At 72.3% G+C, this 24,710-nt stretch carries 25 protein-coding genes; 15 read left to right on the forward strand and 10 right to left on the reverse strand.

The features are described from left to right. Positions 1–10 precede the first annotated feature (10 nt). A complete protein-coding gene (locus ACW9J6_RS23220; protein ID WP_457118890.1) occupies positions 11–571 on the reverse strand; it encodes a hypothetical protein in 561 nt (186 codons plus the stop codon). A gap of 49 nt (positions 572–620) precedes the next feature. Then, positions 621–1,121: an invasion associated locus B family protein gene (locus tag ACW9J6_RS23225; protein WP_457118891.1), complete on the reverse strand. Its 501-nt coding sequence runs from the start codon at positions 1,119–1,121 to the stop codon at positions 621–623. A 216-nt stretch (positions 1,122–1,337) separates the two neighbouring features. On the opposite strand from ACW9J6_RS23225, the gene ACW9J6_RS23230 reads away from it, so the two are divergent. Beyond that, positions 1,338–1,706: a hypothetical protein gene (locus tag ACW9J6_RS23230; RefSeq protein ID WP_457118892.1), complete on the forward strand. Its 369-nt coding sequence runs from the start codon at positions 1,338–1,340 to the stop codon at positions 1,704–1,706. Positions 1,707–2,064: 358 nt separating this feature from the next. On the opposite strand, the gene ACW9J6_RS23235 is transcribed toward ACW9J6_RS23230, so the two are convergent. Next, a complete protein-coding gene (locus ACW9J6_RS23235) occupies positions 2,065–2,808 on the reverse strand; it encodes a M48 family metallopeptidase (protein ID WP_457118893.1) in 744 nt (247 codons plus the stop codon). A gap of 58 nt (positions 2,809–2,866) precedes the next feature. After that, positions 2,867–4,138 carry a polyhydroxyalkanoate depolymerase gene (locus tag ACW9J6_RS23240; RefSeq protein WP_457118894.1) on the reverse strand — a complete coding sequence of 424 codons (1,272 nt, stop codon included), beginning with the start codon at positions 4,136–4,138 and terminating at the stop codon, positions 2,867–2,869. Between the two features lie 256 nt (positions 4,139–4,394). On the opposite strand from ACW9J6_RS23240, the gene ACW9J6_RS23245 reads away from it, so the two are divergent. Next, positions 4,395–5,780 carry an ActS/PrrB/RegB family redox-sensitive histidine kinase gene (locus ACW9J6_RS23245; protein ID WP_457118895.1) on the forward strand — a complete coding sequence of 462 codons (1,386 nt, stop codon included), beginning with the start codon at positions 4,395–4,397 and terminating at the stop codon, positions 5,778–5,780. A gap of 41 nt (positions 5,781–5,821) precedes the next feature. Next, positions 5,822–6,421 carry an ActR/PrrA/RegA family redox response regulator transcription factor gene (locus ACW9J6_RS23250; protein ID WP_457118896.1) on the forward strand — a complete coding sequence of 200 codons (600 nt, stop codon included), beginning with the start codon at positions 5,822–5,824 and terminating at the stop codon, positions 6,419–6,421. A gap of 378 nt (positions 6,422–6,799) precedes the next feature. Here ACW9J6_RS23250 and ACW9J6_RS23255 read toward each other — a convergent pair whose 3' ends face one another. Beyond that, on the reverse strand, positions 6,800–8,398 hold the full coding sequence (locus ACW9J6_RS23255; protein WP_457118897.1) for a gamma-glutamyltransferase family protein: 1,599 nt from the start codon (positions 8,396–8,398) through the stop codon (positions 6,800–6,802). A 178-nt stretch (positions 8,399–8,576) separates the two neighbouring features. Here ACW9J6_RS23255 and ACW9J6_RS23260 point away from each other — a divergent pair, with 178 nt between their 5' ends. Together ACW9J6_RS23260 and ACW9J6_RS23265 are read left to right on the forward strand one after the other, a co-directional pair. After that, entirely contained in the window at positions 8,577–8,765 is a 189-nt protein-coding gene (locus ACW9J6_RS23260) for a hypothetical protein (protein WP_457118987.1), read from the forward strand. A 7-nt stretch (positions 8,766–8,772) separates the two neighbouring features. Beyond that, the gene (locus ACW9J6_RS23265) at positions 8,773–10,332 is read left to right on the forward strand and encodes a glucan biosynthesis protein (protein ID WP_457118898.1); all 1,560 of its coding nucleotides are present in this window, start codon (positions 8,773–8,775) and stop codon (positions 10,330–10,332) included. Positions 10,333–10,595: 263 nt separating this feature from the next. On the opposite strand, the gene ACW9J6_RS23270 is transcribed toward ACW9J6_RS23265, so the two are convergent. Continuing rightward, on the reverse strand, positions 10,596–11,459 hold the full coding sequence (locus ACW9J6_RS23270) for an MBL fold metallo-hydrolase (protein WP_457118899.1): 864 nt from the start codon (positions 11,457–11,459) through the stop codon (positions 10,596–10,598). Between the two features lie 179 nt (positions 11,460–11,638). On the opposite strand from ACW9J6_RS23270, the gene ACW9J6_RS23275 reads away from it, so the two are divergent. From ACW9J6_RS23275 to ACW9J6_RS23310, 8 genes are all read left to right on the forward strand, one after another. Next, positions 11,639–12,370, forward strand: a complete 732-nt coding sequence (locus tag ACW9J6_RS23275; RefSeq protein WP_457118900.1) for a substrate-binding domain-containing protein — start codon at positions 11,639–11,641, stop codon at positions 12,368–12,370. Then, the gene (locus ACW9J6_RS23280) at positions 12,367–13,041 is read left to right on the forward strand and encodes a cytochrome b/b6 domain-containing protein (protein ID WP_457118901.1); all 675 of its coding nucleotides are present in this window, start codon (positions 12,367–12,369) and stop codon (positions 13,039–13,041) included. Before ACW9J6_RS23275 ends, ACW9J6_RS23280 begins: the two co-directional genes overlap by 4 nt. Further along, complete coding sequence (locus tag ACW9J6_RS23285) at positions 13,038–13,763, forward strand: molybdopterin-dependent oxidoreductase (RefSeq protein WP_457118902.1); 726 nt, start codon at positions 13,038–13,040, stop codon at positions 13,761–13,763. The genes ACW9J6_RS23280 and ACW9J6_RS23285 overlap by 4 nt, the downstream gene beginning before the upstream one ends. Then, on the forward strand, positions 13,760–14,497 hold the full coding sequence (locus ACW9J6_RS23290) for a TIGR04282 family arsenosugar biosynthesis glycosyltransferase (protein WP_457118903.1): 738 nt from the start codon (positions 13,760–13,762) through the stop codon (positions 14,495–14,497). Before ACW9J6_RS23285 ends, ACW9J6_RS23290 begins: the two co-directional genes overlap by 4 nt. A gap of 240 nt (positions 14,498–14,737) precedes the next feature. Next, on the forward strand, positions 14,738–16,075 hold the full coding sequence (locus ACW9J6_RS23295) for a glycosyltransferase 87 family protein (protein WP_457118904.1): 1,338 nt from the start codon (positions 14,738–14,740) through the stop codon (positions 16,073–16,075). Continuing rightward, positions 16,075–17,130: a radical SAM/SPASM domain-containing protein gene (locus tag ACW9J6_RS23300; RefSeq protein ID WP_457118905.1), complete on the forward strand. Its 1,056-nt coding sequence runs from the start codon at positions 16,075–16,077 to the stop codon at positions 17,128–17,130. Before ACW9J6_RS23295 ends, ACW9J6_RS23300 begins: the two co-directional genes overlap by 1 nt. Then, positions 17,127–17,816, forward strand: coding sequence for a glycosyltransferase family 2 protein (locus tag ACW9J6_RS23305; protein ID WP_457118906.1), 690 nt, complete (start codon positions 17,127–17,129; stop codon positions 17,814–17,816). The genes ACW9J6_RS23300 and ACW9J6_RS23305 overlap by 4 nt, the downstream gene beginning before the upstream one ends. Further along, the gene (locus ACW9J6_RS23310) at positions 17,813–18,952 is read left to right on the forward strand and encodes an aminotransferase class I/II-fold pyridoxal phosphate-dependent enzyme (RefSeq protein ID WP_457118907.1); all 1,140 of its coding nucleotides are present in this window, start codon (positions 17,813–17,815) and stop codon (positions 18,950–18,952) included. Before ACW9J6_RS23305 ends, ACW9J6_RS23310 begins: the two co-directional genes overlap by 4 nt. A gap of 241 nt (positions 18,953–19,193) precedes the next feature. Here the strand turns inward: ACW9J6_RS23310 and ACW9J6_RS23315 are convergent, their stop codons facing one another. Further along, a complete protein-coding gene (locus ACW9J6_RS23315; RefSeq protein WP_457118908.1) occupies positions 19,194–20,372 on the reverse strand; it encodes a pyridoxal phosphate-dependent aminotransferase in 1,179 nt (392 codons plus the stop codon). A gap of 11 nt (positions 20,373–20,383) precedes the next feature. Further along, a complete protein-coding gene (locus ACW9J6_RS23320; RefSeq protein ID WP_457118909.1) occupies positions 20,384–20,590 on the reverse strand; it encodes a hypothetical protein in 207 nt (68 codons plus the stop codon). Positions 20,591–20,786: 196 nt separating this feature from the next. Between ACW9J6_RS23320 and ACW9J6_RS23325 the strand changes: the two genes are divergently transcribed. Further along, the gene (locus ACW9J6_RS23325; RefSeq protein ID WP_457118910.1) at positions 20,787–22,598 is read left to right on the forward strand and encodes an IlvD/Edd family dehydratase; all 1,812 of its coding nucleotides are present in this window, start codon (positions 20,787–20,789) and stop codon (positions 22,596–22,598) included. 291 nt (positions 22,599–22,889) lie between these two features. Here the strand turns inward: ACW9J6_RS23325 and purQ are convergent, their stop codons facing one another. Next, positions 22,890–23,576: a phosphoribosylformylglycinamidine synthase subunit PurQ gene (gene purQ, locus ACW9J6_RS23330; RefSeq protein WP_457118911.1), complete on the reverse strand. Its 687-nt coding sequence runs from the start codon at positions 23,574–23,576 to the stop codon at positions 22,890–22,892. Further along, a complete protein-coding gene (gene purS, locus ACW9J6_RS23335; RefSeq protein WP_457118912.1) occupies positions 23,573–23,815 on the reverse strand; it encodes a phosphoribosylformylglycinamidine synthase subunit PurS in 243 nt (80 codons plus the stop codon). The genes purQ and purS overlap by 4 nt, the downstream gene beginning before the upstream one ends. Before the next feature lie 128 nt (positions 23,816–23,943). Here purS and ACW9J6_RS23340 point away from each other — a divergent pair, with 128 nt between their 5' ends. Further along, positions 23,944–24,492 (forward strand): sugar O-acetyltransferase, encoded by a 549-nt coding sequence (locus ACW9J6_RS23340; RefSeq protein WP_457118913.1) that lies wholly within the window; start codon positions 23,944–23,946, stop codon positions 24,490–24,492. The last annotated feature ends 218 nt before the right edge of the window (positions 24,493–24,710 follow it).

Below are 24,710 nucleotides of genomic sequence, written 5' to 3' on the forward strand. Positions count from 1 at the left end.
GGGCCAGCGGTCAACCCGCCGGGGCCGCCTTGCGGCCGCGCCGGGCCGGTTTCGTGCCGCCGGCGCCGAGCGCGACCTCGATCTCGAAATCCGCCGCGGAGGCCGCCGGCACGGCGATGCCGTCCTCCACCACCGCGAAGGTGGCACTCGCCGAGCCCGGCGGGATGGTCACGCTCGCGCGCCGCGAGCGCCGGGCGATGAGGGTCGTGCCGCTCTTCACCGTGACGGTCACCGGGGTCTCGAAGCGGCCGGGGGCGCCGCCCGGACCGAGCAGCGCCCGCCCCTGCACGCCGACCCGCACGGTCACGGTGCCGCCCGGGCCCGCCACGCATTCGCGGCTCACCTGGGCGATCGCGATCTGGTGGTGGATGGCCACGCCCGTGCCGGACTGCACCGAGGCGCCGCCCTCCGGGATGTCGATCACCGGGCAGTAGACGTCGTCCGGGTTCGGCGGCGCCTCGGGCGGCTTGGTGGTGCCGCCATAGCGGAAGAGGTTGAGGAACGTGTTGCTGCCGTCGTCGTCCTGCGCCCGGGCCGGGCCCGCGAGCGCGAGGCCGCAGAGCAGGGCCACGCAGCCACTCCGAATTCCGCCTGCCGTCACGGTGCCGCTCCCGTCCCGCCTATTGCAGCTTGTCGAACCCCGACGCGAAGCCCTTGAGCGAGAGCGGGATGCCCACGCCCTCCTCGGGGGTCTGGAAGACGATGAAGGTCGCCTGCTGCCCGGTCTTGAGCTGCTTGATCAGGTTCTCGTCCATCACGACCTCGGCGACGCAGCCGGTCGAGAGGCAGCGGACGAAGAGCGTGCGCCCGATATCCGCCTGGTCGATCTTCAGCCCGAGGCCGGAGGGCAGCAGGATGCCGAGCGGCGCCACCACCCGCAGCAGGGTGCCGCGGTTGTCGGCGGTCTTCAGCACGATGACGGCGAGCGTGAGATTGGGACGATCCTCGGCGGCCACATACTGGACGAGCGCGCATTGCTCGCCCTTGGCGCCGGCCGGCGTCTCGCAGCGCAACTGCCAATCGTCGAAGGTCTGCTTCACCGCGCCCTGGGCCGCGGCCGGACCGGCGGGCAGGCCCGCCGCGAGCAGCAGGGCCATCGCGCCGACGGCCCATCGCACCATCTCTCGCACCCTGACCGGCTCCTTCCGCGCTCCCGAGCGCCGCATCCCGGCCGGCTTCGGACCACGGGGTGCCCGGACTGTCAAGCGATGGAGCGTCACGGCAGCGAAGACACAGGGGGCGGCGAAGCGCGCGCGGCGCCCGGCGGCGCCTTCCTCGCAGGCGGCTCGGGCCCTAGAATCCCCGGACAGAGTTCCCGCCCGACCGGATCCCCGCCGATGCGCCCGCTGAGTGCCCTCTCTCTCGCCCTGCTGCTCGGGCTCCCGCTCGCCGCGCGCGCCGAGCCGCTGCCGGTGGACGAGACGACCTATGTCGAGCGCTCGCTCAACCGCGACCGTCCGCTCGTGATCGAGCATCCGCCGGTGCCCCGCAATCCGCGCGGGCGGCGGGCGGCGCGCTCGGCCGAGATCGCCGGCTTCTGCCGCGACGGCGGCCTGATCCGCCGCCGCGACGAGACCGGCGCGGTCATCATTCGCCAGCGCGAGGTCTGCGACTCCATCGCGCCGCGCACCCTGATCCCGGGCCAGGTCGACCCGCGCCCGACCTGGCCGGCGGTGGAACAGGTGGTGGTGCGCACGAAGGGGTAGGCGGACCTGCCTGAAACCCTCACCTCTGCACGGCTGTTCGGGGATAATGTGAGGCGCCTCTCCCCTCTCCCGAGTGGGAGAGGGGTTGGGGGTGAGGGTGGCTCGGTCGTAGCAAGAAAACTGAGCGGCGCCGCTGGCAGCTGAACGGCTCAGAACACTTGCTGCACCGTCTCCACCCTGCGCGATCTTCGATCGCCCCTACCCCTCTCCCACTCGGGAGAGGGGATCCGGCGGATGCTGGACCGGCGTAGTCTCTTGGCGAATCAGCACTTTCCGGAGGCCAAGCCGCACTGTTTAAGAGACCCTCGGTTTTCCTATCTCCGTGCGCCTGCCGGGGAGGGTTCACCGCACGCGCCTCTCACCCGTAGCGGTGCAGTTCCGTCCCGTGGCGCTTGAGCCAGCGCTCGGCCTCCTCGACGCGGGGGTAGAGGCGGTCGAGCAGGGACCAGAAGCGGTCGGAATGGTTCATCTCGGCGAGATGGGCCACCTCGTGCGCCGCGAGGTAGTCGAGCACGAAGGGCGGCGCCAGGATGAGCCGCCAGGAGAAGTTCAGGTGGCCGCGCGCCGAGCAGGAGCCCCAGCGGCTGCGGGTGTCGCGCACCGTCAAGCGCTTCGGGCTGCGGCCCAGCGCCTGGGCGTGCCGGGCCACCGCCGTGCGCAGGTCGGTCCGCGCCTCGGCCTCCAGGAAGTCGCGCACCCGCCGGCCCACATGCGGGGTCTGGCAGGACACGGCGAGGATCGGCGCCGCGTCGGCGTCCCGCGTCGCCGTGGTGGCGCCCCCGGCCAGGGACCAGTGCAGGATGCGGTGGGGCACGCCGCGCAGGGGCACCAGCGCGCCCGGTTCGAGGGCGACACGGGCCGGAACCTTGGCGATGCGCGCAGCGATCCAGTCCGCGTGGGCCTCCGCGAAGGCCTGCGCCGCCGTCACCGCCGTGCGCTCCGGCAGGGTGAGCACCACCTCGCCCGTGGCACTCGACACCCGGAGCGTGATGCGGCGGGCCGTGGCGCGCCGCCGCATGGAGACGCGGAAGGTCGTGCCCTCGTGCGCGACGCTCAGGTGGGTGGGATCGGGCGCCGACCGGCGCAGCAACGCGACTCGCATGACGCCATCCTAGGCGCTCGGCCGGGCTCCTGTCAGCGTGCCGGTTGCCGCGGCGGCCTCAGCTTGCCGCGAGCAGGACCGGCGCCGTCGTCGTGCCCTGCATCTCGTGCATGAAGGCCGAGATGCGCGGCAGGATCTGCGAGCGGAAGCGCGACCCGTTGAACACGCCGTAGTGACCGACGCCGTCCTGCAGGTGGTAGAGCTTGCGCGCCTCGGGCAGGTTCACCGTGAGATCGAGGGCCGCCTTGGTCTGGCCGACGCCCGAGATGTCGTCCTTCTCGCCCTCGACCGCCATGACGGCGCAGCGGCGGATGGCCGCCGGATCGACCACGGCGTCGCGATGGCGCATCTCGCCCTTCGGCAGGGCGTGCTGGACGAACACCGTCTCCACGGTCTGGAGGTAGAACTCCGCCGTCAGATCCATCACGGACAGGTACTCGTCGTAGAACTCGCGGTGCTTCTCGGCCGAGTCGCCGTCGTTGCCCACGAGGTGCTTGAACATGTCCCAGTGCGCCGTCAGGTGACGATCGAGGTTCATGCCCATGAAGCCGGAGAGCTGGAAGAAGCCCGGATAGACCTCGCGCCAGGTGCCCGGATAGCCCGGCGGCACCACCGTGATGCAGTTGCGCTTGAACCACGCGATGCCGCGCTCGGCCGCGAGGCAGTTCACGGCGGTCGGCGAGCGGCGGGTGTCGATCGGGCCGCCCATCAGGGTCATGGAGGTCGGGATGCCCGGCCGATCCTCCGCCTCCATGCGGGCCACCGCCGCGAAGACCGGCACCGCCGGCTGGCACACCGCCATCACGTGCAGGTCCGGCCCGAGATGCTGGAAGATCTCGATCAGGTAGTCGATGTAGGTGTCGAGGTCGAAGCGCCCGGCCTCCAGCGGCACCATGCGGGCATCGGCCCAGTCGGTGATGAAGACCTCGTGGGCGGGCAGCAGCGCTTCGACCGTACCGCGCAGGAGCGTCGCGTAGTGGCCGGACATCGGCGCCACGACCAGGACCTTCGGCTGGGCGTGGAAGGTCGGCCGCTTCAGTGCCCGGTCGAAGGCGATCACGCGGCCGAAGGGCTTCTCCCACACGATCCGCTCGCTCACCGCGACCGTCGCGCCCTCCACCACTGTGGTCGGCAGGTCAAAGGCCGGCTTGCCGTAGCGGCGCGTGGTGCGCTCGAACATCTGGCAGGCGGCCGAGACGGTGCGGCCGTACCGGGTGTACGAGATCGGGTTGACCGGGTTCTGGAACACGAGCTGGGTCGCGTCCGCCGCGACTCGCGCAGGGGCCAGCATCCAGTGTGCCGCTTCGTACCAGAAGTAAGACAGATCCATGCCGCTACCGCCCATCTGGGATCCAGCAGCGCCGAGGCGCCGCGGAAGACGCCCGCCACCAACTGCTGTCTCCAAGGTATGGTTCCACTGACTCAACGCAAGCCCGCCGACCCCGACGAAAGTGCAATATCATACCAAATACCCGGTTATGTGCCATTTTGGACGCAGCCTCCTTCAGGGCACCATGAATTATCGTGCATGCTTGGGCGCCTTCCCGCCCCCTGGGCGGGGCGCTGAGGCGCACTATCGTCTGAGCATGCCGTCCGAGGCCTCCCCGATCGATCTCGTGCACGACGCGCGTCACCTGCGCCTCGATACGCTGGTGCGCCTGCGCTGGCTCGCCATCACCGGGCAGAGCGCGGCGGTGGCGGGCGCGCATCTCGGGCTCGGCCTGCCCCTGCCCTTCGGCTGGTGCTTCCTGGTGATCGCCGCCTCGTCCTGGCTCAACCTGCTGCTGCGGGTGCGCTTCCCGGCGAGCTACCGGCTGAGCGACACGGCGGCGGCGCTGCTCCTCGCCTTCGACATCGTGCAGCTCGCCGCCCTGCTGTTCCTGACCGGCGGCCTGCAGAACCCGTTCTCGCTCCTGTTCCTGGCCCCGGTGCTGATCTCCGCGACCGCGCTGCCGCCGGCGCACACGCTGGCGCTCGGCCTGTTCGCGGTCGGGCTCTCGACGCTGCTCGCCCTGGTGCACCGGCCGCTGCCCTGGTTCACCGCCGACCGGATGGAGATCCCGTTCCTGTACGTGTCGGGGGTCTGGACCGCGATCCTGCTCGGCATCGCCTTCACGGGCGTCTACGCGTGGCGGGTCGCCGAGGAGGCGCGCCAGCTCGCCCAGGCGCTCGCCGCCACCGAGCTGGTGCTGGCCCGCGAGCAGCACCTCTCGCAGCTCGACGGGCTCGCGGCGGCGGCCGCGCACGAACTCGGCACGCCCCTCGCCACGATCACGGTGGTGGTGAACGAGCTCGACCGGGCGCTCGGCCCGACGGCGACGCCCGCCATCGCGGACGACCTCAAGCTCCTGCGCGAGCAGGTCGAGCGCTGCCGCGGGATCCTCTCGAAGCTCACTTCCCTGGACGAGGACCAGTCGAGCTTCCTGGAGACGATCTCGCTCAGCCACCTCGTGGAGGAACTGGTCGCGCCGCAGCGGGCGCTCGGGATCGTGCTCGACGTGACGACCCGCGGCGAGGGGCCGGAACCGCGCTGCCGACGGAACCCGGGCGTCCTCTACGGCTTGGCCAACATCGTCGACAACGCGGTGGATTTCGCCGAGAGCCGGGTCATCATCGAGGCGCGCTGGACCTCCGAGCGGGTCTGGCTGGAGATCCGCGACGACGGGCCGGGCTTCGCGCCGGACGTGCTGCTGCGGGTGGGCGAGCCCTACGTCACGACGCGGGGCGCCTCCCGGGCCGGCGTCGGCGAGGAGAGCGGCTCGGGCCTCGGCCTCGGGCTGTTCATCGCCAAGACCCTGATCGAGCGCTCCGGCGCCCAGATCGCGCTCGCCAATGCCGCCGACCCGTCGACCGGGGCGGTGGTGCGGATCCTGTGGCCGCGTCACGTTTTCGAGAGAGAGGTGGCGGCGCGCCGATTTGGGGGAACAAATGGAGCACTCCCCCTGACGGCGGCCCGCGACGTTCCTATATAAATCCCTGAAGACACGAGACGAATGGTGAGGAGCGTCGCTTGATGACGCAGTTCGGAACCCAGACCCAGCCGACGGGCGTCGGCACCGTGCCGGAGGGCGACCCGCTCGCCGCCCACGCGGATCGCAGCCTGCTGATCGTCGACGACGACAAGCCCTTCTCGACGCGGCTCGCCCGCGCCATGGAGGCACGCGGCTACCTGGTGCAGGTGGCCGAGAGCGTGGCGGAGGGCGTGTCGCTGGTCGACGCGCATCCGCCGGCCTTCGCGGTGATCGACATGCGGCTCGCCGACGGCAACGGCCTCGACGTGATCGCCCGCCTGAAGGAGCGCCGCCCGGAGGCGCGGGGCGTGATCCTGACCGGCTACGGCAACATCGCCACCGCGGTGACGGCCGTGAAGCTCGGGGCCTTCGACTACCTGGCGAAGCCGGCCGACGCGGACGAGATCCACGGCACCCTGATGGCCCAGCCGGGCGAGCGGGCCGACCCGCCCGAGAACCCGATGTCGGCCGACCGGGTGCGCTGGGAGCACATCCAGCGCGTCTACGAGCTGTGCAACCGCAACGTCTCGGAGACGGCCCGCCGGCTCAACATGCACCGCCGGACCTTGCAGCGGATCCTGGCGAAGCGCGCGCCGCGGTAGATCCGTGGGGCACCCGAGGGTTGAGCACCCCTCTCCCGGCGACGGGAGAGGGGTTTTTGCTGTTCGGGACCGGCTCAAGCAGAAACGCGCTCGTTCCCTCACATCCCCCCTTTTCCGGGCGCATGCAGCGACAGCGGAATGCGACCCGGAAACCAGCGCAAGACTCCGCGAAGCGACCGCTTTTCAACACCGTTGCTGACAATCGGAGCCGCTTCGCGGCGATTCCTGTGCTGGATTCCGGATCTCCTTCCGCTGACGCCGCAGTCGTCCGGAAAAGGGGAGATCGAACAGAAGCGATCGCCTCCTGGTTTCATCTGTCAGGGTCCGCTGCGCGAGCGTGCTGACACGCCATCTGCGTTGATCAACGCGGACGGCGTATCAGAGCCCCGCCGCCCCTCCGTCCGAGCGCGGGTCGTGGGTCGCCTCGACCCGGCCGTTGCCCGGATGGCGCACCAGCAGCCCCGCATGCCCCAGGGAGTCGCTATAGGCGCCGCCCAACTCCTCGACCTCGTGGCCGTAGCGGCGCAGGGCCGCGATGCAGGAGGGATCGAAGCGGTCCTCCACCTTCACGGTCATGGATTCCGCACCCCAGGTGCGGCCGAACAGGAAGCGCGGGGCGTCGACCGCCTCCGCCACGCCCATCCCGGAGATGGCGTAGCGGGTGAAGACCTGGGCCTGGAACTGCGGCTGACCGTCCCCGCCCATGCTGCCGTAGGAGAGCACCCGCCCGTCGTCGAGCACGGCCAGCGCCGGGTTGAGCGTATGGAAGGGCTTGCGGCCGGGCTCGAGCGGGTTCGTGGCCCCGGGATCGAGGGAGAACGAGGTGCCCCGGTTCTGCCACGCGATGCCGGTGCCCGGCAGGACGAGGCCGGAGCCGAACTCCCAGTAGACCGACTGGATGTAGGAGACCGCGAGCCCGCTGCCGTCGATCGCCCCCATCCAGACCGTGTCGCCGTCGCCGGGCGGCCGCACCGGGTAGGCGGCGGCCCTGTCCATGGCGATCAGGGCCGCCTCGCGGGCCAGCGCCTCGGGCGTCAGGAAGCGCGCGGGATCGTGGCGCAGACGGTCGAAATCGGTCACCACCCCGTCGCGGACCCGGAAGGCGCGCTTCGTCGCCTCGATGAGCGCGTGGCACCAGGCCGGCGTCTCCGGCGGGATGCTCCCGAGCCGCTCGAACTGGCCGAGGATCATCAGCGCCGCGAGGCCCTGGGTCGGCGGCGGGCAATTGTAGACCTGGCCCTTGGCGAGCCGCACCGACAGCGGCGGGCGCGTCACCGCCCGGTAGCCGGCGAGGTCGGCGCGGGTCACCGGGCTGCCGGCCCGCTCCAGGTCGGCCGCGATCTCCCGCCCGACATCGCCGCGGTAGAAGTCGTCCAGCCCCGCATGGGCGAGCTGCTCCAGCGTCGCGGCCATCGCCGGCAGCGCCCGGACCGCCCCGGCCTTCGGCGCCTTGCCGTCGATCAGGAAGGTCGCGGCGAAGCCGGGCTGGTCGTAGAGGGCGTCGAGTTCCTTCGGAACGTAGCGGGCCTCGGAGGCGGAGACGGCCACGCCCTCCCGGGCGAGGCGGATCGCGTCGCCGAGGAGCAGCGGGAGCGGCAGCCGCCCGCCCAGGGCGGCGGCGAGGCTCCGCGCCAGCGCCCAGCCGCCAACCGCGCCCGCCACCGTCACGGCGGCGTCCGGACCGCGGTCGGGGATGCGCTCGTGGCCCTTGTCGCGGTAGCGTCGGATCGTGGCGAGCGCCCCGGCCGGCCCGCAGGCCTCGATGGCGTGGATCCGGCCGCCGGGCTCGCGCACTAGCCAGAACCCGTCGCCGCCGATGCCGTTCATGTGGGGATAGACCACCGCGATGGTGGCCGCCATGGCGAGCATCGCCTCGAGGGCGTTGCCGCCCTCGGCGAGGATCGCGCGGCCGCTCTCGGCAGCGAGGCTGTGGGGCGCCGCGCAGGCGGCACTGGCGAAGACGGGCGTCTCGGGCATCGGTCTCGTGCGGGCGTGACGATGGGGCAGGTTGCGCCCCGGGGGAGCTTCAGGCTATCGCCCCGAGGCGCCGAACGGAATACGGCCGGCGCCGCCCGTTCCCCGCCCGAAGGTCCCGCCCTTGCCCGCCTCCACCGGCTCCCTCAGCACCCGCAACCTCGTCACGCTCCTCAGCATCATGGTGCTGGTCGGCACGGAGGTGTTCGGGGTGGCGATCGCGGCGGGCTGGGCGATCGCCGGCCTGCTCGAACTCGGCGACACGGTCGGCCACGTCCTGATGGGGGCCTTCAGCCTTCTCGCCCTCTGGATCATGATCCAGCTCTGGCGGCGCGCCACCCAGATCGAGCCCCTCCGCCCCCGGCGCTGACGCCGCCATGCTCGATCGCCGCAGCTTCCTCGCCGCCGCCGCCCTCGTGGCTGGGGCCGGCCTGCCCTCCTTCGCGGCCGGGCTGCCGCTGGGGGCGCCGAGCCCGTTCAGCTTCGAGGCGCTCAAGGTCCGCGCCCGGGACCTCGCGTCCGCCCCCTACCAGCCCCCGGCCGTTCCGGACCGGGAGGTGCTGCAGGCGATCGACTACGACGCCCACGGCAAGCTCAGGTTCAAGCCCGACTACGCCCTGTGGGCGGAGGGTCCGAGCGCCTTCCCGGTCACCTTCTTCCATCTCGGCCGCTACTTCCAGAAGCCGGTGCGGATGCACCTGGTGGAGAACGGGCAGGCGCGCGAGATCATCTACACGCAGGACGCCTTCGAGATGCCGGCGGATTCGCCGGCCCGGCGCCTGCCGCCGAACCCGGGCTTCGCGGGTTTCCGCTTCCAGGAGCGGCGCGGCGGCGCCCTCGACTGGCGGAAGAACGACTGGGTGGCGTTCCTCGGCGCCTCCTACTTCCGGGCGATCGGCGAACTCTACCAGTACGGGCTCTCGGCCCGCGGCCTCGCCCTCGACACGGTGATGCCCGACCGGCCGGAGGAATTCCCGGACTTCACGCAGGTCTATTTCGAGACGCCGGCCGCCGGGTCCGACACCGTCACGGTGATGACGCTCCTCGACGGCCCCTCGGTCGCGGGGGCCTACCGGTTCCGGATGCGCCGGACCAAGGCGGTGGTGATGGAGATCGAGGCGCAGCTTCACCTGCGCCGCGACGTCGGCCGCTTCGGCCTCGCGCCGCTCACCTCCATGTACTGGTTCTCCGAGACCGCGAAACCGACCGCCGTCGACTGGCGGCCCGAGGTGCACGATTCGGACGGGCTCGCGCTCTGGACCGGCGCCGGCGAGCGCCTGTGGCGGCCCCTGCGCAACCCGCCCCGCACGACGGTATCGGCCTTCTCCGACACGCACCCGCGCGGCTTCGGCCTGATGCAGCGCGACCGGCTGTTCGACCACTACCAGGACGGCGTCTACTACGACCGGCGGCCCTCGCTCTGGGTCGAGCCGCTGGCCGATTGGGGGGCCGGCGCGGTGCAGCTCGTCGAGAACCCGACCGACGACGAGATCCACGACAACATCGTGGCCATGTGGGTGCCCGCCGAGCCGGCGCGGGCCGGCTCCGTGCACGACCTCGCCTACCGCCTGCACTGGGTGGCGGACGAGCCGTATCCGTCCCCGCTCGCGCACTGCGTGGCGACCCGCGAGGGCAATGGCGGCCAAGCCGGGACCGACCGGCCGAAGGGCGTGCGCAAGTTCGTGGTCGAGTTCCTGGGCGGCCCGCTGGCGGACCTGCCGGCGGGCGTGAAGCCCGAGCCGGTGCTGACCGCCTCCCGCGGCAGCTTCCCGCTCGCCCGCACCGAGGCGGTGCCGGACGACGTGCCGGGGCACTGGCGCGCCGAGTTCGACCTCGCGGCGAGCGGGGCGGAGCCGGTGGAATTGCGCCTGTTCCTGCGCCAGGGCGAGCGGACCCTCAGCGAGACCTGGACGTACCAATATATTCCGGCGGCGTAGTTCCGCCCGGCTGCGGCTCGACTGGGGTCTATCTCGCGCGCCGCCGCGTGAACCCTCCCCCCTCTGCGGGGGAGGGTGGCCTGCGACGCAGGCTGGGAGAGGGGCCGGCGCGACGATTCTTCAGGGAGCACCCGTCAGAACGGTTCGGGATTATCCTGAGGCGTGGTTCCCCTCTCCCGCCCAGCTCCGCTGGGCACCCTCCCCCGCAAAGGGGGGAGGGCCGGGGCGCTGTGCCAGCCCTCACGCAGACCTCAAGCGCAGCCTCACCCGAGATCCGCCACCCGCACCGGGTAGGCGTGCGGCCGCCCGGCCAGCATGGCGTCGATCAGCGCCAGCACCTCGCGCCGGCCGACATTCGCCGCCTGCTCGAAGGGCGTCCAGGTCTGGACGAAGTCGAGGGCCGCGAACACCGTCCGGTAGCGGCGCAGCTCGGCCGGGGTGAGCGGCACGCCGCGCACGAAGGCCTTGTGGGCCGAGATGGTCAGCGCCCGGCGCGGATCCGCCGGGTCGAGTTCGAACTTCAGCGCGTCGCCGCAGAACAGGATTTTCCGCTCCCGGTCGTACAGGACCGCGTGGCCGTCGAAATGGCCGGCGGTGCGGTGCAGTTCCAGCCCGGGCAGCGGCTCCAGCCCGTCGTCGTAGGGCCAGGAGACTTGGAGCGCAGCGCTCCAGACGAAGTCGGCCGCCGGAAGCGCCAGTTCGGGATCGAAGCGGTCCTGGAGCTGCGGCAGGGCCGCGTAGGAATGCGGGTGCGAGGCGGAGAGCACCGCCATCCCGCCGAGCGCCGCAATCCGGTCGAGGGCGGCTTCGCTGAACACCGAACAGCCCTCGAAGCCCATATTCCCGCCCGGCGTCGTGATCAGGTAGGCGCTCGGGCCGATCCCCGTGACGGGATCGTTCCAGAACTTCCACACGCCCGGCTCGACCTCGACCCAGTGACAGGGGAAGGCCGCTTGAGCCTCCGCGATGGTGCGGAAGCGCCAACCGTCCTGCGGCACGACGTGGCGGGCGTCGAGGCAGAGCGGGCAGGCGGGCGGGGCCGCGAAGTGCCGCTGCCAGAAGCCGCAATTGCCGCAGACGAAGGCCGGGAGCTTCAGCGCCCCCGCGAAGGGCAGGTAGCCGGGCAAGGGCGGATCCGCAGGAGGAAGGGCGAGTCCGCCGCCAGATAGGGCGGCCGACCCACAGGTCGACGCCCGCGGATTTGCGCGCAGGGCGACGTAACCGGCTGACATGCAACCGCGAAGAGAGGGCAGCGATCGCGAGGCCGGGCCGGCGCCCGGCGCTCGGGTCGGAGGGGCCGCCCCGCATGACGCTCCCGCGCCGACGCCTGCTGCTCAGTCTCCCCCTCCTGTCGCTCGCCGCGGCGAAGCCGCAGGAGAGCGGCGGGGCCATCACCACCACCGACCTCGTCCTCAACTGCGACACCGCCCTCGGCCCGGTCCTGACGCGGGCCGCGGAGGTGTTCCGGGCCGCCACCGGCGTGCAGGTGAGGATCTTCCCCACGAGCCCGGGCCTCCTCGTCCCGCAGCTCGTCCGCAAGGTCCAGAACGACCTCCTGGTGACCCAGGAGGCGGTGATGGCCCAGGCGCAGGCCGCCGGGCTGATCGCCGGCGCGGCGGCCGGCCCCTGGCGCAACCGTCTCGTCCTCGCCGCCCGCCGGGGCGCGGGAGCGGCGCCGGGCGGGCGGATCGCGGTCAGCGACCCGACCCCGGCTGCCGACATGGACGGGCCCGCGATCCTGCGCGCGATGGGTCTGGGCGAGCGGACCACGATCGGCGTCCTCGACACGGACGAGGTGCTGTTCCTGCTCGCGCGCGGTGAGGCCGAGGCCGGCCTCCTGCACGCGAGCGACCTCGCCGGCCGCTCCGACCTGGAGGTGGTCCGGCGGGTGCCGGACGAGGCCGCGCCGCCCCTCGCCTACCGGGCCGCGGTGACGACCCTCGCGCGGCGGCCCGCCCCCGGGGCCTTCGTCGATTTCCTGGTGTCCGAGAAGGGCCGCGCGATCCTGGCCGCGCAGGGACTGGAGGTGACCGCATGAGCGCGACGGGCGTGCAGACCCATGCCTGGCCGGTGCGCGTGGCGCACTGGGCCATGGCGGCGGCGATCCTCGTGATGATCGGCAGCGGCTGGCGGATCTACAACGCCGAGCCGATCCTGCCCTTCCGCTTCCCGCTCTTCGCCACCCTCGGGGGCGACGTCGAGGCGGCGCTCGCCCGCCACGGCGACCCGGGCGTCGCCACCGCCATCGCGTGGCACTTCGCCGGGATGTGGCTGCTCGTCGCCGCCTTCCTGCTCTTCGTCGGCTACGGCCTGGGCTCGGGCCATTTCCGCCGCGATTTCCTGCCGGTCGGGCCGCGCGCCTTCCTGCGCGACATCACGGCGGCCCTGCGCTTCCGCCTGGAGCACCGGCTCGGCGAGTACAACGCCGTGCAGAAGGTCTTCTACTGGGGCGTGATCGCGGCCATCGTGGTGATCATCACCTCCGGCATCGCGATCTGGAAACCGGTTCAGACCTACCCGCTGGAGGTGGTCTTCGGCGGCTTCCAGGGTGCCCGCATCGTCCACTTCCTGGCCATGACGGCGATCGTCGGCTTCCTCGCCATCCACCTGGCCCTGGCGGCCCTGGTGCCGAGCACCCTCGTGGCAATGATCACCGGCCGGTCCGGCCCCGGCCCGGCCCCGTCCTCCCCGACCGGAGACGCCGCATGATCCGGCCGCCGCGCGACTTCACCTTCGACCGGCGCCGGCTCCTCGGCGGCAGCGTCACCCTGGGGGCGCTCACGCTCCTCACCGGCTGCGACGTCAGCGACGGCGACGCCGTCCAGGCGGCGCTCGCCCGGGTCTCGGCCTGGAACGACCGCGTCCAGGCGGGCCTGTTCGGACCCGACCGCCTGGCGCCGACCTTCCCGGAATCCGAGGCGGTGAAGGACTTCCGCTACAACGCCTGGTACGGGCCGCAGGACGCGCCGCGCCTGGACCCTGCGACCTATCGTCTGACTCTGGCGGGCCGCATCGCCGACAAGCGGCCCTGGACCGTGGACGCGCTGCACGGTCTGCCCCAAGTCACACAGGTGACCCGGCACGTCTGTGTCGAGGGCTGGAGCATGATCGGGCAGTGGAGCGGCACGCCGTTGCGCCACTTCCTGGAGAAGATCGGGGCCGACACCACCGCCCGATACGTCGGCTTCGAATGCGCGGACGGCTACTACGAGGGCCTGGATATGCCGACGGCACTCCACCCGCAGACGCTGATGGCCTTCCGGCTGCACGGTGAGGAATTGCCGGCCCGCCACGGCTTCCCGTTCAAGCTCCGGGTCCCGACGAAACTCGGCTTCAAGAACCCGAAATTCGTGCAGACCGTCTACGTGACCGACAAGCAGCCGCGGGGCTACTGGCCGGACCGGGGCTACAACTGGTTCAGCGGGCTGTGAGCGGGGCGCGCTCCGGCACCTGCGCCATCGGGGTGATGGCCAAGGCGCCGCAGGCCGGCCGCTCGAAGACCCGCCTGTGCCCGCCGCTCGCGCCGGAGGAGGCCGCCGCCCTCTCGGCGGCCTTCCTGCGCGACACGACGCGGATGCTGGCACGGGCCGCCGCGCTCGCGCCGATCGTCCCCTACGCCGCCTACGCGCCGGCCGGGACGGAGGAGCTCCTGCGGGCCCGGCTCGCCCCGGGCACGGTGCTCGTGCTGGCGGACGGCTCGCCGCCGATGCCGGCGGGCGTCGAGGGGTTCGGGCGCTGCCTGCTCCACGCCGTCGACGGGATGCTGGCGCATGGCCACGCGGCCGTGGGCGTTCTGAGTTCCGACTGCCCGACGCTGCCCGCGGCGTGGCTGGCGGGCGCGGCGCGGCTCCTGCTCGCACCGGGCGACCGGGCGGTGTTCGGGGCCTGCGACGACGGCGGCTACTACTTCCTCGGCTTGAAGGCGCGGCACGCGGCGCTGTTCGCGGACATCGCCTGGAGCACCGCGAGCGTGGCCGCCGCGACGCGGGCGCGGGCTCGCGGGATCGGCCTCGACCTGTTCGAATTGCCGGGATGGTACGACGTCGACGATGCGGCCTCCCTGGCGCGGCTGCGGGCCGACCGTGAGGGCGATGCGGCGGACGCGACGCGGGCCGTGCTGCGGGAGATCGACGACGCGGTGCTGCGGCCGGAGGCGGTCGCGTGACGGGGGGATGGGCGCATCTTTGGTCAGCATGCCGAGGTCTGGAGGACACTCCGCCCCTCATGCTGAGGTGCCGCCGCGAGGCGGCCTCGAAGCACCCCTGGCCGCGCATCCAAGACACGGGCTCGCCGATCACCGTTCCGGGGTGCTTCGAGGCCGCCTTCGGCGGCACCTCAGCATGAGGAACGGAGCGCGACCCAGGAGCGATCCGCCACGGCGCGTCCCACCCCGCGGGAACCGCCCGTGACCGCCCCGCTCCCCCGCCTCGCCCTCCTGGCCGGTCTCCTCGTCGCGCTCACCCTCGGCGCCCTGTCGCTCCACGTCCCGGGCGCCGACACGGTGGGGACGCCGCTGCGCGCCAACCTGCTCGTCGCGCTGCTCGCCGTCTCGGTCGGCGCCTACCTCCTCGCCGTGCGGATCGTCCTGCGCGAGCTCCTGCCGCCCCGCGCGATCTGGCTCGTGGCCGGCATCGCCCTGCTGCTCCGCCTCCTCCTGCTGCCCGCCCCGCCCTTCCTGTCGAGCGACATCTACCGCTACGTCTGGGACGGGCAGGTCCAGGCCCAGGGCGTCAATCCCTACCGCTTCGTGCCGGCCGACCCGGTCCTCGCGCCGCTGCGCGACCCGGCCATCTTCCCGCTCATCAACCGGGCCGACTATGCCCACACGATCTACCCGCCCGCCGCGCAGGTCTTCTTCGCGGCGGTGGGGCAGGTCACCGCCAGCGTCACCGGCATGAAGGCGGCAATGCTGCTCTGCGAGGCCGTCGCGGTGCTCTGCCTGCTGCGCCTCCTCGCGCAGGCCGGGCGGCCGGCGACCCGGGTGCTCATCTACGCCTGGAACCCCCTCGTCCTGTGGTCCTTCGCCCTCGACGGTCACGTGGACGCGCTCGCGGTCGGCCTCCTCGCGCTCGCGCTCCTCGCCCGGTCCCGGCACCGCCCCGGCCTCGCCGGAGCGCTCCTCGCCGCGGCGACGCTGGTGAAGTTCCTGCCGGTCGTGGTGGCGCCGGCCTTCCTGCGCGGCGGGCGGTTCTGGCGGCCGGCGCTCGCGGGCGCCGCCACGCTCGTCCTCCTCTACCTGCCCTACCTCGCGGCGGGCCGGCAGGTGCTGGGCTTCCTGCCCGCCTACGGGACCGAGGAGGGCTTCGACACCGGGCAGGGCTTCTGGCTGCTCGCCGGCCTGTCGCGCCTCGCGCCGCTGCCGGCCGCGTCCGCCGCCATCTACGCGACCGCCGTCGCGCTGGGCTTCGCGGCGCTCTCGATCGTCGTCGCGACGCGGCGCCCCGCCCCGCCCGACGCGGTCACGCTCTGCCGGGACGCGGGCCTGCTCGCGGCCGTCGCCACCGCCGCGGCCAGCCCGCACTACGCCTGGTACTACGCGTGGCTCGCGCTCCCGGCGACCGTCGCCCCGATTCCGGCCGTGGTCTGGCTCTCGGCCGCCCCGGTCCTGTTCTTCATCGACCCCTTCAACGAGCGCTTCGTCTGGCCCGGCCTCGTCTATGGGCCGGCGCTGGCGCTGGCGCTCCGCGCCCTGTGGCGGAGCCGGCCCGCGCCGCTCGCCGTCCATCCGAGAGGAGCCTCCTGATGCCGGCACCCGCCCCGATCCAGGATCCGCGCCGCTACTTCGAGGCGATCGGCGAGGCGCGCGAGACCGTGGCGGCCACGCCGCCGGTCTGCCTCTACCTGGAGGTGACGAACCGCTGCAATCTCCTCTGCGAGACCTGTCCGCGCACCTTCGAGACCCTGGAACCCCCGGCCGACATGAGCTGGGACTTGTTCACCCGCATCGTCGACCAGGTGCCGAACGTGGCCCGGGTGGTGCTGCACGGCGTCGGCGAGCCGATGCTGGTGACGGACCTGCCGCGGATGATCCGCCACCTCACGGACCGGGGCATCTACGTCCTGTTCAACACGAACGGCACCCTGATGCAGCCCAAGCGCTTCCAGGAGCTGATCGACACCGGCCTCGACGAGCTGCGCGTTTCCCTCGATGCCGCCGACCGCGCCGCCTATCGGCGGGTCCGCGGCAAGGACTTCTTCGACCGCATCGTGCGCGACGTCGGCAAGTTCGTGGCGCATCAGCGCCAGGTCGGGGCCGCGACGCCGCGGGTCTCCCTCTGGCTCACCGGCCTCAAGGAGACGATCGACCAGCTCCCGGCCTTCGTGCGCCTCGCCGCCCGGATGGGCGTGCGGGAGGTGCACCTGCAGCGCCTCGTCTTCGACGAGGCCGGCTACGGCATGGCGCGGGCCGACCTCTCGCTGTTCGAGAGCACCCGCGAGGAGGAGCGCGCCGCCATCGCGGCCGCGCAGGCGCTCGGGGCGGAGCTCGGCGTGGCGCTCGACGCCTCGGGCGCCACCGAGCCCGGCCTCAGCCTCAAGCGGCAGGCCGAGGACCAGCCCTGGTCGACCTGCCGCCGGCCCTGGTCGCTGATGTACTTCACCGCGCATGGCCGCGCCCTGCCCTGCTGCATCGCGCCCTTCTCGGTGCGCGGCTACGACCGCTACACGCTCGGCGACGCGACGCAGTCCACCCTGCGGGAGATCTGGAACGGGGAGGCCTACCGGGACTTCCGCGCGGCCCTCCTCTCCGACGCCCCTCCGGCCCCCTGCCAGAATTGCGGGCTGCGATGGAGCCTGTGAGCGTCGTCATCCCGACCCTCGACGAGGGGGCGACGATCGGAGCCGTGCTGCGCGAGATCCCCCGCGCCTTCGCGGGCGACCTCATCGTGGCGGATGGCGGCAGCCGCGACGACACCCGCGCGGTCGCCGAGGCCGCCGGGGCGCGGGTGATCGCGGCCGGGCGCGGCTACGGCCGGGCCTGCGCGGCCGGGGCGGCGGCGGCGCGGCGCGAGAGCCGCGTCATCGTGTTCCTGGACGGGGACGGGGCGGACCGCGGCGACCTCGTCGCGGAGATCGCCGGCCCGGTGCTGCGGGGCGAGAGGGACCTCGTGCTCGCCTCCCGCACCCTCGGGGAGCGCGAGCCGGGATCGATGCTCTGGCACCAGGTGCTGGCCGGGCGCCTCGCGGGTCGGGCGATGGGGGCGCTCTACGGGGTGCGCTACACGGACATGTGCGCCTTCCGGGCGATCGACCGGGCGGTCCTGGAGCGGCTCGCCCTGCGCGAGATGACCTACGGCTGGAACATCGAGATGCAGATGCGGGCCGCCCGGGCGGGCCTGCGCGTCGCCGAGGTGCCCCTGCCCTACCGCTGCCGCGCGGGCGGAGATTCGAAGGTGGCGGGCTCGCTCACCGGCACCCTGCGGGCGGGCAGCCGGATCGTCTCGACGTTCCTGCGCGTGGCGGCCGGGACCGCGCCGCAGCGATGAGCGCGACCTTCCCGCTCGCCGCCTTCCTGGACCGCTGGTCGGCGACCGCGACGCACGACCTCGCCGCCTCCGATTCGGAGAGCCTGCCGGTGTCGCACCTCCTCGCCCTGGCGGACGACGAGGACCGGCGGCGCTGGGACGCCCTCGATCTCGGCTACGCGGAGCCGCGCGGCGCCCCCTGGCTGCGGGCCGCCATCGCGGAGGGCTATTCGGGGCTCGGGGCGGAGGCGGTTCTGGCCTGCGCGGGCGCGCAGGAGGCGCTGACCTGCGCGCTGCGGGCGCTGCTGGCGCCGCAGGACCACGCCGTCGTCGTGCTGCCGATCTACCAGCCCTCCGAGCAGGCCGCGACGGCGCTCTGCGCGGCGACGGGCGTGGCGCTGCGCGAGGCGGATGGCGGCTGGAGCCTCGACCTCGACCGGGTGGAGGCGGCGCTGCGCCCGAACACGAAGCTGATCCTGACGAATTTCCCCAACAGCCCCACGGGCGCCGCCCTGAGTGGCGAGGCTCTCGACGCGCTGGTGCGGATCTGCCGGGCGCGCGGCCTCTGGCTCGTCAACGACGAGGTCTACCGCCAGACCGCCGCGGGCCCGGTCCCGCCCGCTCTGGTGGAGCTCTACGAGCGCGGCGTGTCGGTGGACGGGCTGTCGAAGGGGTTCGGGCTGCCGGGCCTGCGGGTCGGCTGGCTCGCCTGCCGCGATCCGGCCGTGCGCGACCGCGCGCTGGCGGCGAAGAGCACCCTGTCGAGCTGCCTCTCGGCGACGAGCGAGGTGCTGGCCCACATCGCCCTGCGCCACCGGGACCGGATCCTGGCGCGCACGCGGGAGATCGGGCGGGCCAACCGGCGGCGCCTCGACGCGCTCATGATCCGCCACGGAGGCCGCCTCGGCGAGGACGGCTCGCGCAACCTCGCCTTCGCGTTCCCGCGCTATCGCGGCCCGGACGGGGCGGAGGGCTTCGCCACCGACCTTGCAAGGCGCGGCTGCCTCGTACTGCCCTCGACGCTGTGGCGCTCGGCCCTCGCGCCGCCCCCGGCCGACCGCCTGCGCATCGGCCTCGGCCATGCGCGGGTCGGGCCGGCGCTGGACGCGCTCGACGGGCATCTGGAGGAGCAGCGGGCGGGGGCGTTATCCCGATAAGCGTGCGGCACGAGGCGAGATTTTCACTCTCGCTCACCACCCTTTTCCGGACGACTGCAGCGCCAGCGGAAGGAGATCCGGAAACCAGATGATGAATCGCCGCGAAGCGGCTCCGAATTCCAGCAACGGCATTGAAAAGCAGCCGCTTCGCGGAGTCTTGCGCTGGTTTCCGGGTCGCATTCCGCTGTCGCTGCATGCGCCCGGAAAAGGGGGAGAGGTGGGTGCGGGTCCTACCACCCCGTCAGCGCCGGTTTGTCTCCAGGAAGTCGCCCATCCGCTCGAGCGCCCGGGCGATGTTCTCGGCCGAGTTGGCGTAGGAGAGCCGGATGTAGCCCTCGCCGTGGATGCCGAAATCCGGCCCGCCGATCACCGCGACGCCCGCCTCCTCCAGCAGCGCCGAGGCCAGCGCCTTGGCCTTCCAGCCGGTGCGGCCGATATTCGGGAAGGCGTAGAACGCCCCCTTCGGCGTGATGCAGGAGACCCCCGGCAGCCGGTTCAGCCCCTCGACCACGAGCAGGCGGCGCCGGTCGAACTCCGCCATCATGGCGGCGACCGCGTCCTGCGGCCCGTCGAGGGCGGCGATGCCGGCCCATTGTGTCGCCGCGTTGACGCAGGAGAAGGAATTCACCGCGAGCTTGCGCGCCGCCTCGTAGAAGGGCGCCGGCCAGACCGACCAGCCGAGCCGCCAGCCCGTCATCGCGTAGGTCTTGGAGGCGCCGTCGAGGTAGATCAGCCGGTCGCGCAATTCGGGATAGGCGAGCAGCGTGTGGTGCCGCTCGCCGTCGTAGGTCATCGTGCCGTAGATCTCGTCCGAGAGCACGGCGACCTCGGGATGCGCGGCGAGGCCGGCGACCAGCCGGTCGATCTCGGCCTTCGGCGTCACGCCGCCCGTGGGGTTCGCGGGCGAGTTCAGGATCACCAGCCGCGTGCGCGGGGTGATCAGCGCCAGGGTCTCCTCCGCCGAGAAGGCGAAGCCGTTCTCCTCGCGGATCGGGATCGGCACCGGGGTCGCGCCCGTGAACTCGATCATCGAGCGGTAGATCGGGAAGCCCGGATCCGGGTAGAGGATCTCCGCCCCCGGCTCGCCGAACATCAGGATCGCCGCGAACATCGTGACCTTGCCGCCCGGCATGATCATCACGCTGTCGGGCGAGACCGCCACGTCGAGGCGCCGCTGGATGTCCCGCGCGACCGCCTCGCGCAGCGGCAGGATGCCGGTGGCCGGCGTGTAGCCGTGCTGGCCGTCGCGCAGGGCCTTGACTGCCGCCTCGACCACGTGGGGCGGGGTCGGCATGTCCGGCTGGCCGATGCCGAGGTTGATTACGTCCCGCCCGGACTGCGCGAGCGCCGTGGCGCGCGCCAGGACCGCGAAGGCGTTCTCTTCGCCGATGCGCCCGAAGGCCGGGACGAGATGCGGCATCGCCGGCGCGCTCAGCGCTCGGACTTCGCGGCGAGCCGGCTCGCGCCGTAGGACAGGGCGCCGCCGAGCAGGATCAGGACGATGCCGACCTTGATCGCCGCCCACAGGAGCGAGCGCTCGATGCCCTCGTCGGTCAGCATCAGGATCAGGCAGACCAGAACCGGCAGGGACACGACGATGCCGATCGGGATCAACGGGTTGGTGGTCTTCTCGGACATGATTCCGGTCCCGGGCTTCAAACAATGCGCCGGCGTCTTAGCACCACGCCGCGGCGGAGGGGACACCCGGCGCGAGAATTCTTTGGTCCTGCGACGACGCGGTCACGCTCAGGCTGGAACGGCTCCAGGTCGGTTGCCTTCGCGCACCGGCCGGGTCCACTCTCCGGCCCCACCGCGTCAACAGGAGGAACGCCCGATGGCCCCCACGCTCCGCCCCCGGATCGACCCGAGCCGTCTGCGGTCGCGGCTGTGGTTCGACAATCCCGACAACCCGGGCATGACGGCGCTCTACCTGGAGCGCTACCTCAATTACGGCCTCACCCAGACCGAGCTGCAGGCCGGCAAGCCGCTGATCGGCATCGCGCAGACGGGCTCCGACCTCTCGCCCTGCAACCGCCACCACCTGGACCTCGCCAAGCGGGTGCGCGACGGCATCACGGCGGCGGGGGGCGTCGCCTTCGAGTTCCCCTGCCACCCGATCCAGGAGACCGGCAAGCGCCCGACCGCGGCCCTCGACCGCAACCTCGCCTACCTGTCGCTGGTCGAGGTGCTGTACGGCTACCCCCTCGACGGCGTCGTGCTGCTCACCGGCTGCGACAAGACCATGCCGGCCTGCCTGATGGCGGCCGCGACCGTGAACATCCCGGCGATCGCGCTCAATGTCGGGCCGATGCTGAACGGCTGGAGCCGCGGCGAGCGCACCGGCTCGGGCACCATCGTGTGGAAGGCCCGCGAGCGCCACGCGGCCGGCGACATCGACTACCAGCAATTCCTCGACATCGTGGCCTCCTCGGCCCCCTCGACGGGCCATTGTAACACGATGGGCACCGCCTCGACCATGAACGCGCTGGCGGAAGCGCTCGGCATGGCGCTGCCGGGCTCGTCGGCGATCCCGGCGCCCTACCGCGAGCGCGGCCAGGCCGCCTACGCCACCGGCCAGCGCATCGTCGACATGGTCTGGGAGGACCTCAAGCCCTCCGACATCCTCACCCGCGAGGCCTTCGAGAACGCCATCGTGGCCAACACCGCCATCGGCGGCTCGACCAACGCGCCGATCCACATCAACGCCATCGCGCGCCACATCGGCGTGCCGCTGACCTGCGACGACTGGGAGCGCGTCGGCTACGACATTCCTCTCCTCGTCAACATGCAGCCGGCCGGGGCCTATCTCGGCGAGGAATACTACCGGGCCGGCGGGCTGCCGGCGGTGCTGGCGGAGCTGATCGAGGCGGGCAAGATCCACGAGGGCGCGCTCACCTGCAACGGCCGCACCATCGGGGAGAATTGCCGCGAGGCCCGGACCTGGGACCGCGAGGTGATCAAGCCCTTCGCCGAGCCCCTGCGCGAGCGGGCGGGCTTCCTCAACCTCAAGGGCTCGCTGTTCGATTCCGCGATCATGAAGACGAGCGTGATCAGCCGGGAATTCTACGACCGCTACCTCGCCAACCCGGACGATCCCTACGCTTTCGAGGGCCGGGTCGTGATCTTCGACGGGCCGGAGGATTACCACCACCGTATCGACGATCCGTCGCTCGACATCGACGAGACCACGATCCTGATCATGCGCGGGGCGGGCCCGATCGGCTATCCGGGCGCCGCCGAGGTGGTGAACATGCAGCCGCCGGGCGCCCTGATCCGGCGCGGGGTGCTGTCGCTGCCCTGCATCGGCGACGGGCGGCAATCGGGGACCTCGGGCACGCCCTCGATCCTCAACGCCTCGCCCGAGGCGGCGGCGGGGGGCGGTCTGGCGCTCCTTCAGAACGGCGACCGGGTGCGCATCGACCTCAACACGCGGCGGGCGGACATCCTGCTCCCCGAGGAGGAGCTGGCGCGGCGGCGGGAGGACCTGACGGCGCGCGGCGGCTACCCCTACCCGGCGAGCCAGACGCCCTGGCAGGCGATCCAGCGGGCCATGGTCGAGCAGCTCGCCGACGGCATGATCCTGCGCGGCGCCGACGCCTTCCAGAAGGTGGCGCAGACGATGGGCCCGCCGCGGGACAACCACTAGGCGCGGCGATCGAGGGGCCCTCCCCCCTGTGCGGGGGAGGGTCGAGCGTAGCGCAGAAAGCCGACGATCGCGAAGATCTCTGACGCGGGCTCGTCGGCGGGACGATCATGGAAAGCGCGACACACCTCATGCTGAGGTGCGAGCGGAGCGAGCCTCGAAGCACCCGGAACGGCACGCCCAGGGGCAATGGGCTTGGATCAGCGTTCAGGGGTGCTTCGAGGCCGCCTGCGGCGGCACCTCAGCATGAGGGGCGTCGCCGCCTCCTCTCCCGGTCAGCCGACCCGATCGGTGTCAGGCCGCCTTGGCCAGGCTCTCGAACAGCCCGCGCCCGTCGGTCCCGCCGACCAGGTCCTCGACGAAGTTCTCGGGGTGCGGCATCAGCCCGAGTACGTTGAGCGTCTCGGAGTAGATCCCGGCGATCGAATTCAACGATCCATTACGGTTCGCCGTCTCGGTGAGGTCGCCCGCCGCGTCGCTGTAGCGGAAGGCCACCCGGCCCTCGCCCTCGATGCGGGCGATCGTCTCCGGATCGGCGAAGTAATTGCCTTCGCCGTGGGCCACGCAGACGTCGATGACCTGCCGCGACGCGTAGGCGCGCGTGAAGGCGGTGTCGGTGCGCTCGACCCGCAGGGTCTGCCGGTGGCAGATGAAGCGGCGGTTGACGTTGCGCATCAGCACGCCCGGGAGCAGCCCCGACTCGCACAGGATCTGGAAGCCGTTGCAGATGCCGAGCACGAGGCCGCCGCGGGCCGCGTGCGCCCGCACCGCGTCCATGGCGTGGGCGCGGCCCGCGATGGCGCCGCAGCGCAGGTAGTCGCCGTAGGAGAAGCCGCCGGGCAGGACCGCGAGATCGGTGCCGGCGGGGAGTTCGGTGTCCGCGTGCCAGACCTTCGCGACCTCGGCGCCCGCGAGCCGCAGGGCACGCATCACGTCCGCCTCGCGGTTCGATCCCGGGAAGACGACGACCGCGGCCTTCATCGGGCGATCTCGACCGCGTAGTTCTCCACCACCGTGTTGGCGAGGAGCTTGTCGCAGGCCGCGCGCACGGTCGCCTCGGCGGCGGCCGGGTCGCTGCCCTCCACCTCGACCTCGAAGAACTTGCCCTGGCGCACGCCCGCGATGCCGCTGATGCCGAGCGAGCGCAGCGCCCCCTCGATCGCCTTGCCCTGCGGGTCGAGGACGCCGGTCTTCAGGGTGACGGTGACGCGCGCTTTCATCGGCAGACCTTCGGCAGCGGGGCTCCAGGCCACCCGATAGTGCGGATCCGGCAGGGAGGCAACGGCGGGTTGGCCGGGGCGCCGGGGCGTGCGAGGGTCGCCTCCCGCAACGTCAGGGAGGCGTCCGGATGCGCAGCGAGAAGGAGAAGATGCTGGCGGGGAACCTCTACCATGCCGGCGACCCGGAGCTGGTGGCGGACGCGGCCCGCACTATGGCCTGGCTCGCCCGCTACAACGCCACGATCGCGCTCCCCGCCGAGGAGCGGCTGGCGCTCCTGCGCGCGCATCTCGGCGCGGTGGCGGACGGCGTGGTGATCCGGCCGCCCTTCCACTGCGACTACGGATACAACATCCGCCTCGGCCGCAACGTCTTCCTGAATTTCAACTGCGTGATCCTCGACATCGTGACGGTGGAGATCGGGGAGATGACGCAGATCGCACCCGGCGTGCAGATCCTGGCCGCCGATCACCCGCGCGACCCGGAGATCCGCCGCAGCGGCCTGGAGAACGGACGGCCGGTGCGGATCGGGGCGAATTGCTGGATCGGGGCCGGGGCGCTGATCCTGCCGGGCGTGACGATCGGGGACGACGCCATCGTGGGCGCGGGCAGCGTCGTCACCCGCGACGTGCCGGCGGGGGCGACGGTGGTGGGGAATCCGGCGCGGGCCGTGCGGTAGGGCGACGGCGTCCTGCCGTTCCGCCCCCCTCTCCCGGACGACTGAAGCGTCAGCGGAAGGAGATCCGGGAACCAGCGCAAGGACTCGCCGCGAAGCGGCTCCACATCGCGGCACCGTCGCTGAAAGCAGGCGCTTCGCGGAGTCTTGCGCTGGTTTCCGGGTCGCATTCCGCTGACGCTGCATGCGCTCGGAAAAGGGGGCAAGGTGGAAGCGCAGTC

It is taken from the genome of Methylobacterium sp. JK268 (genome assembly GCF_054052225.1).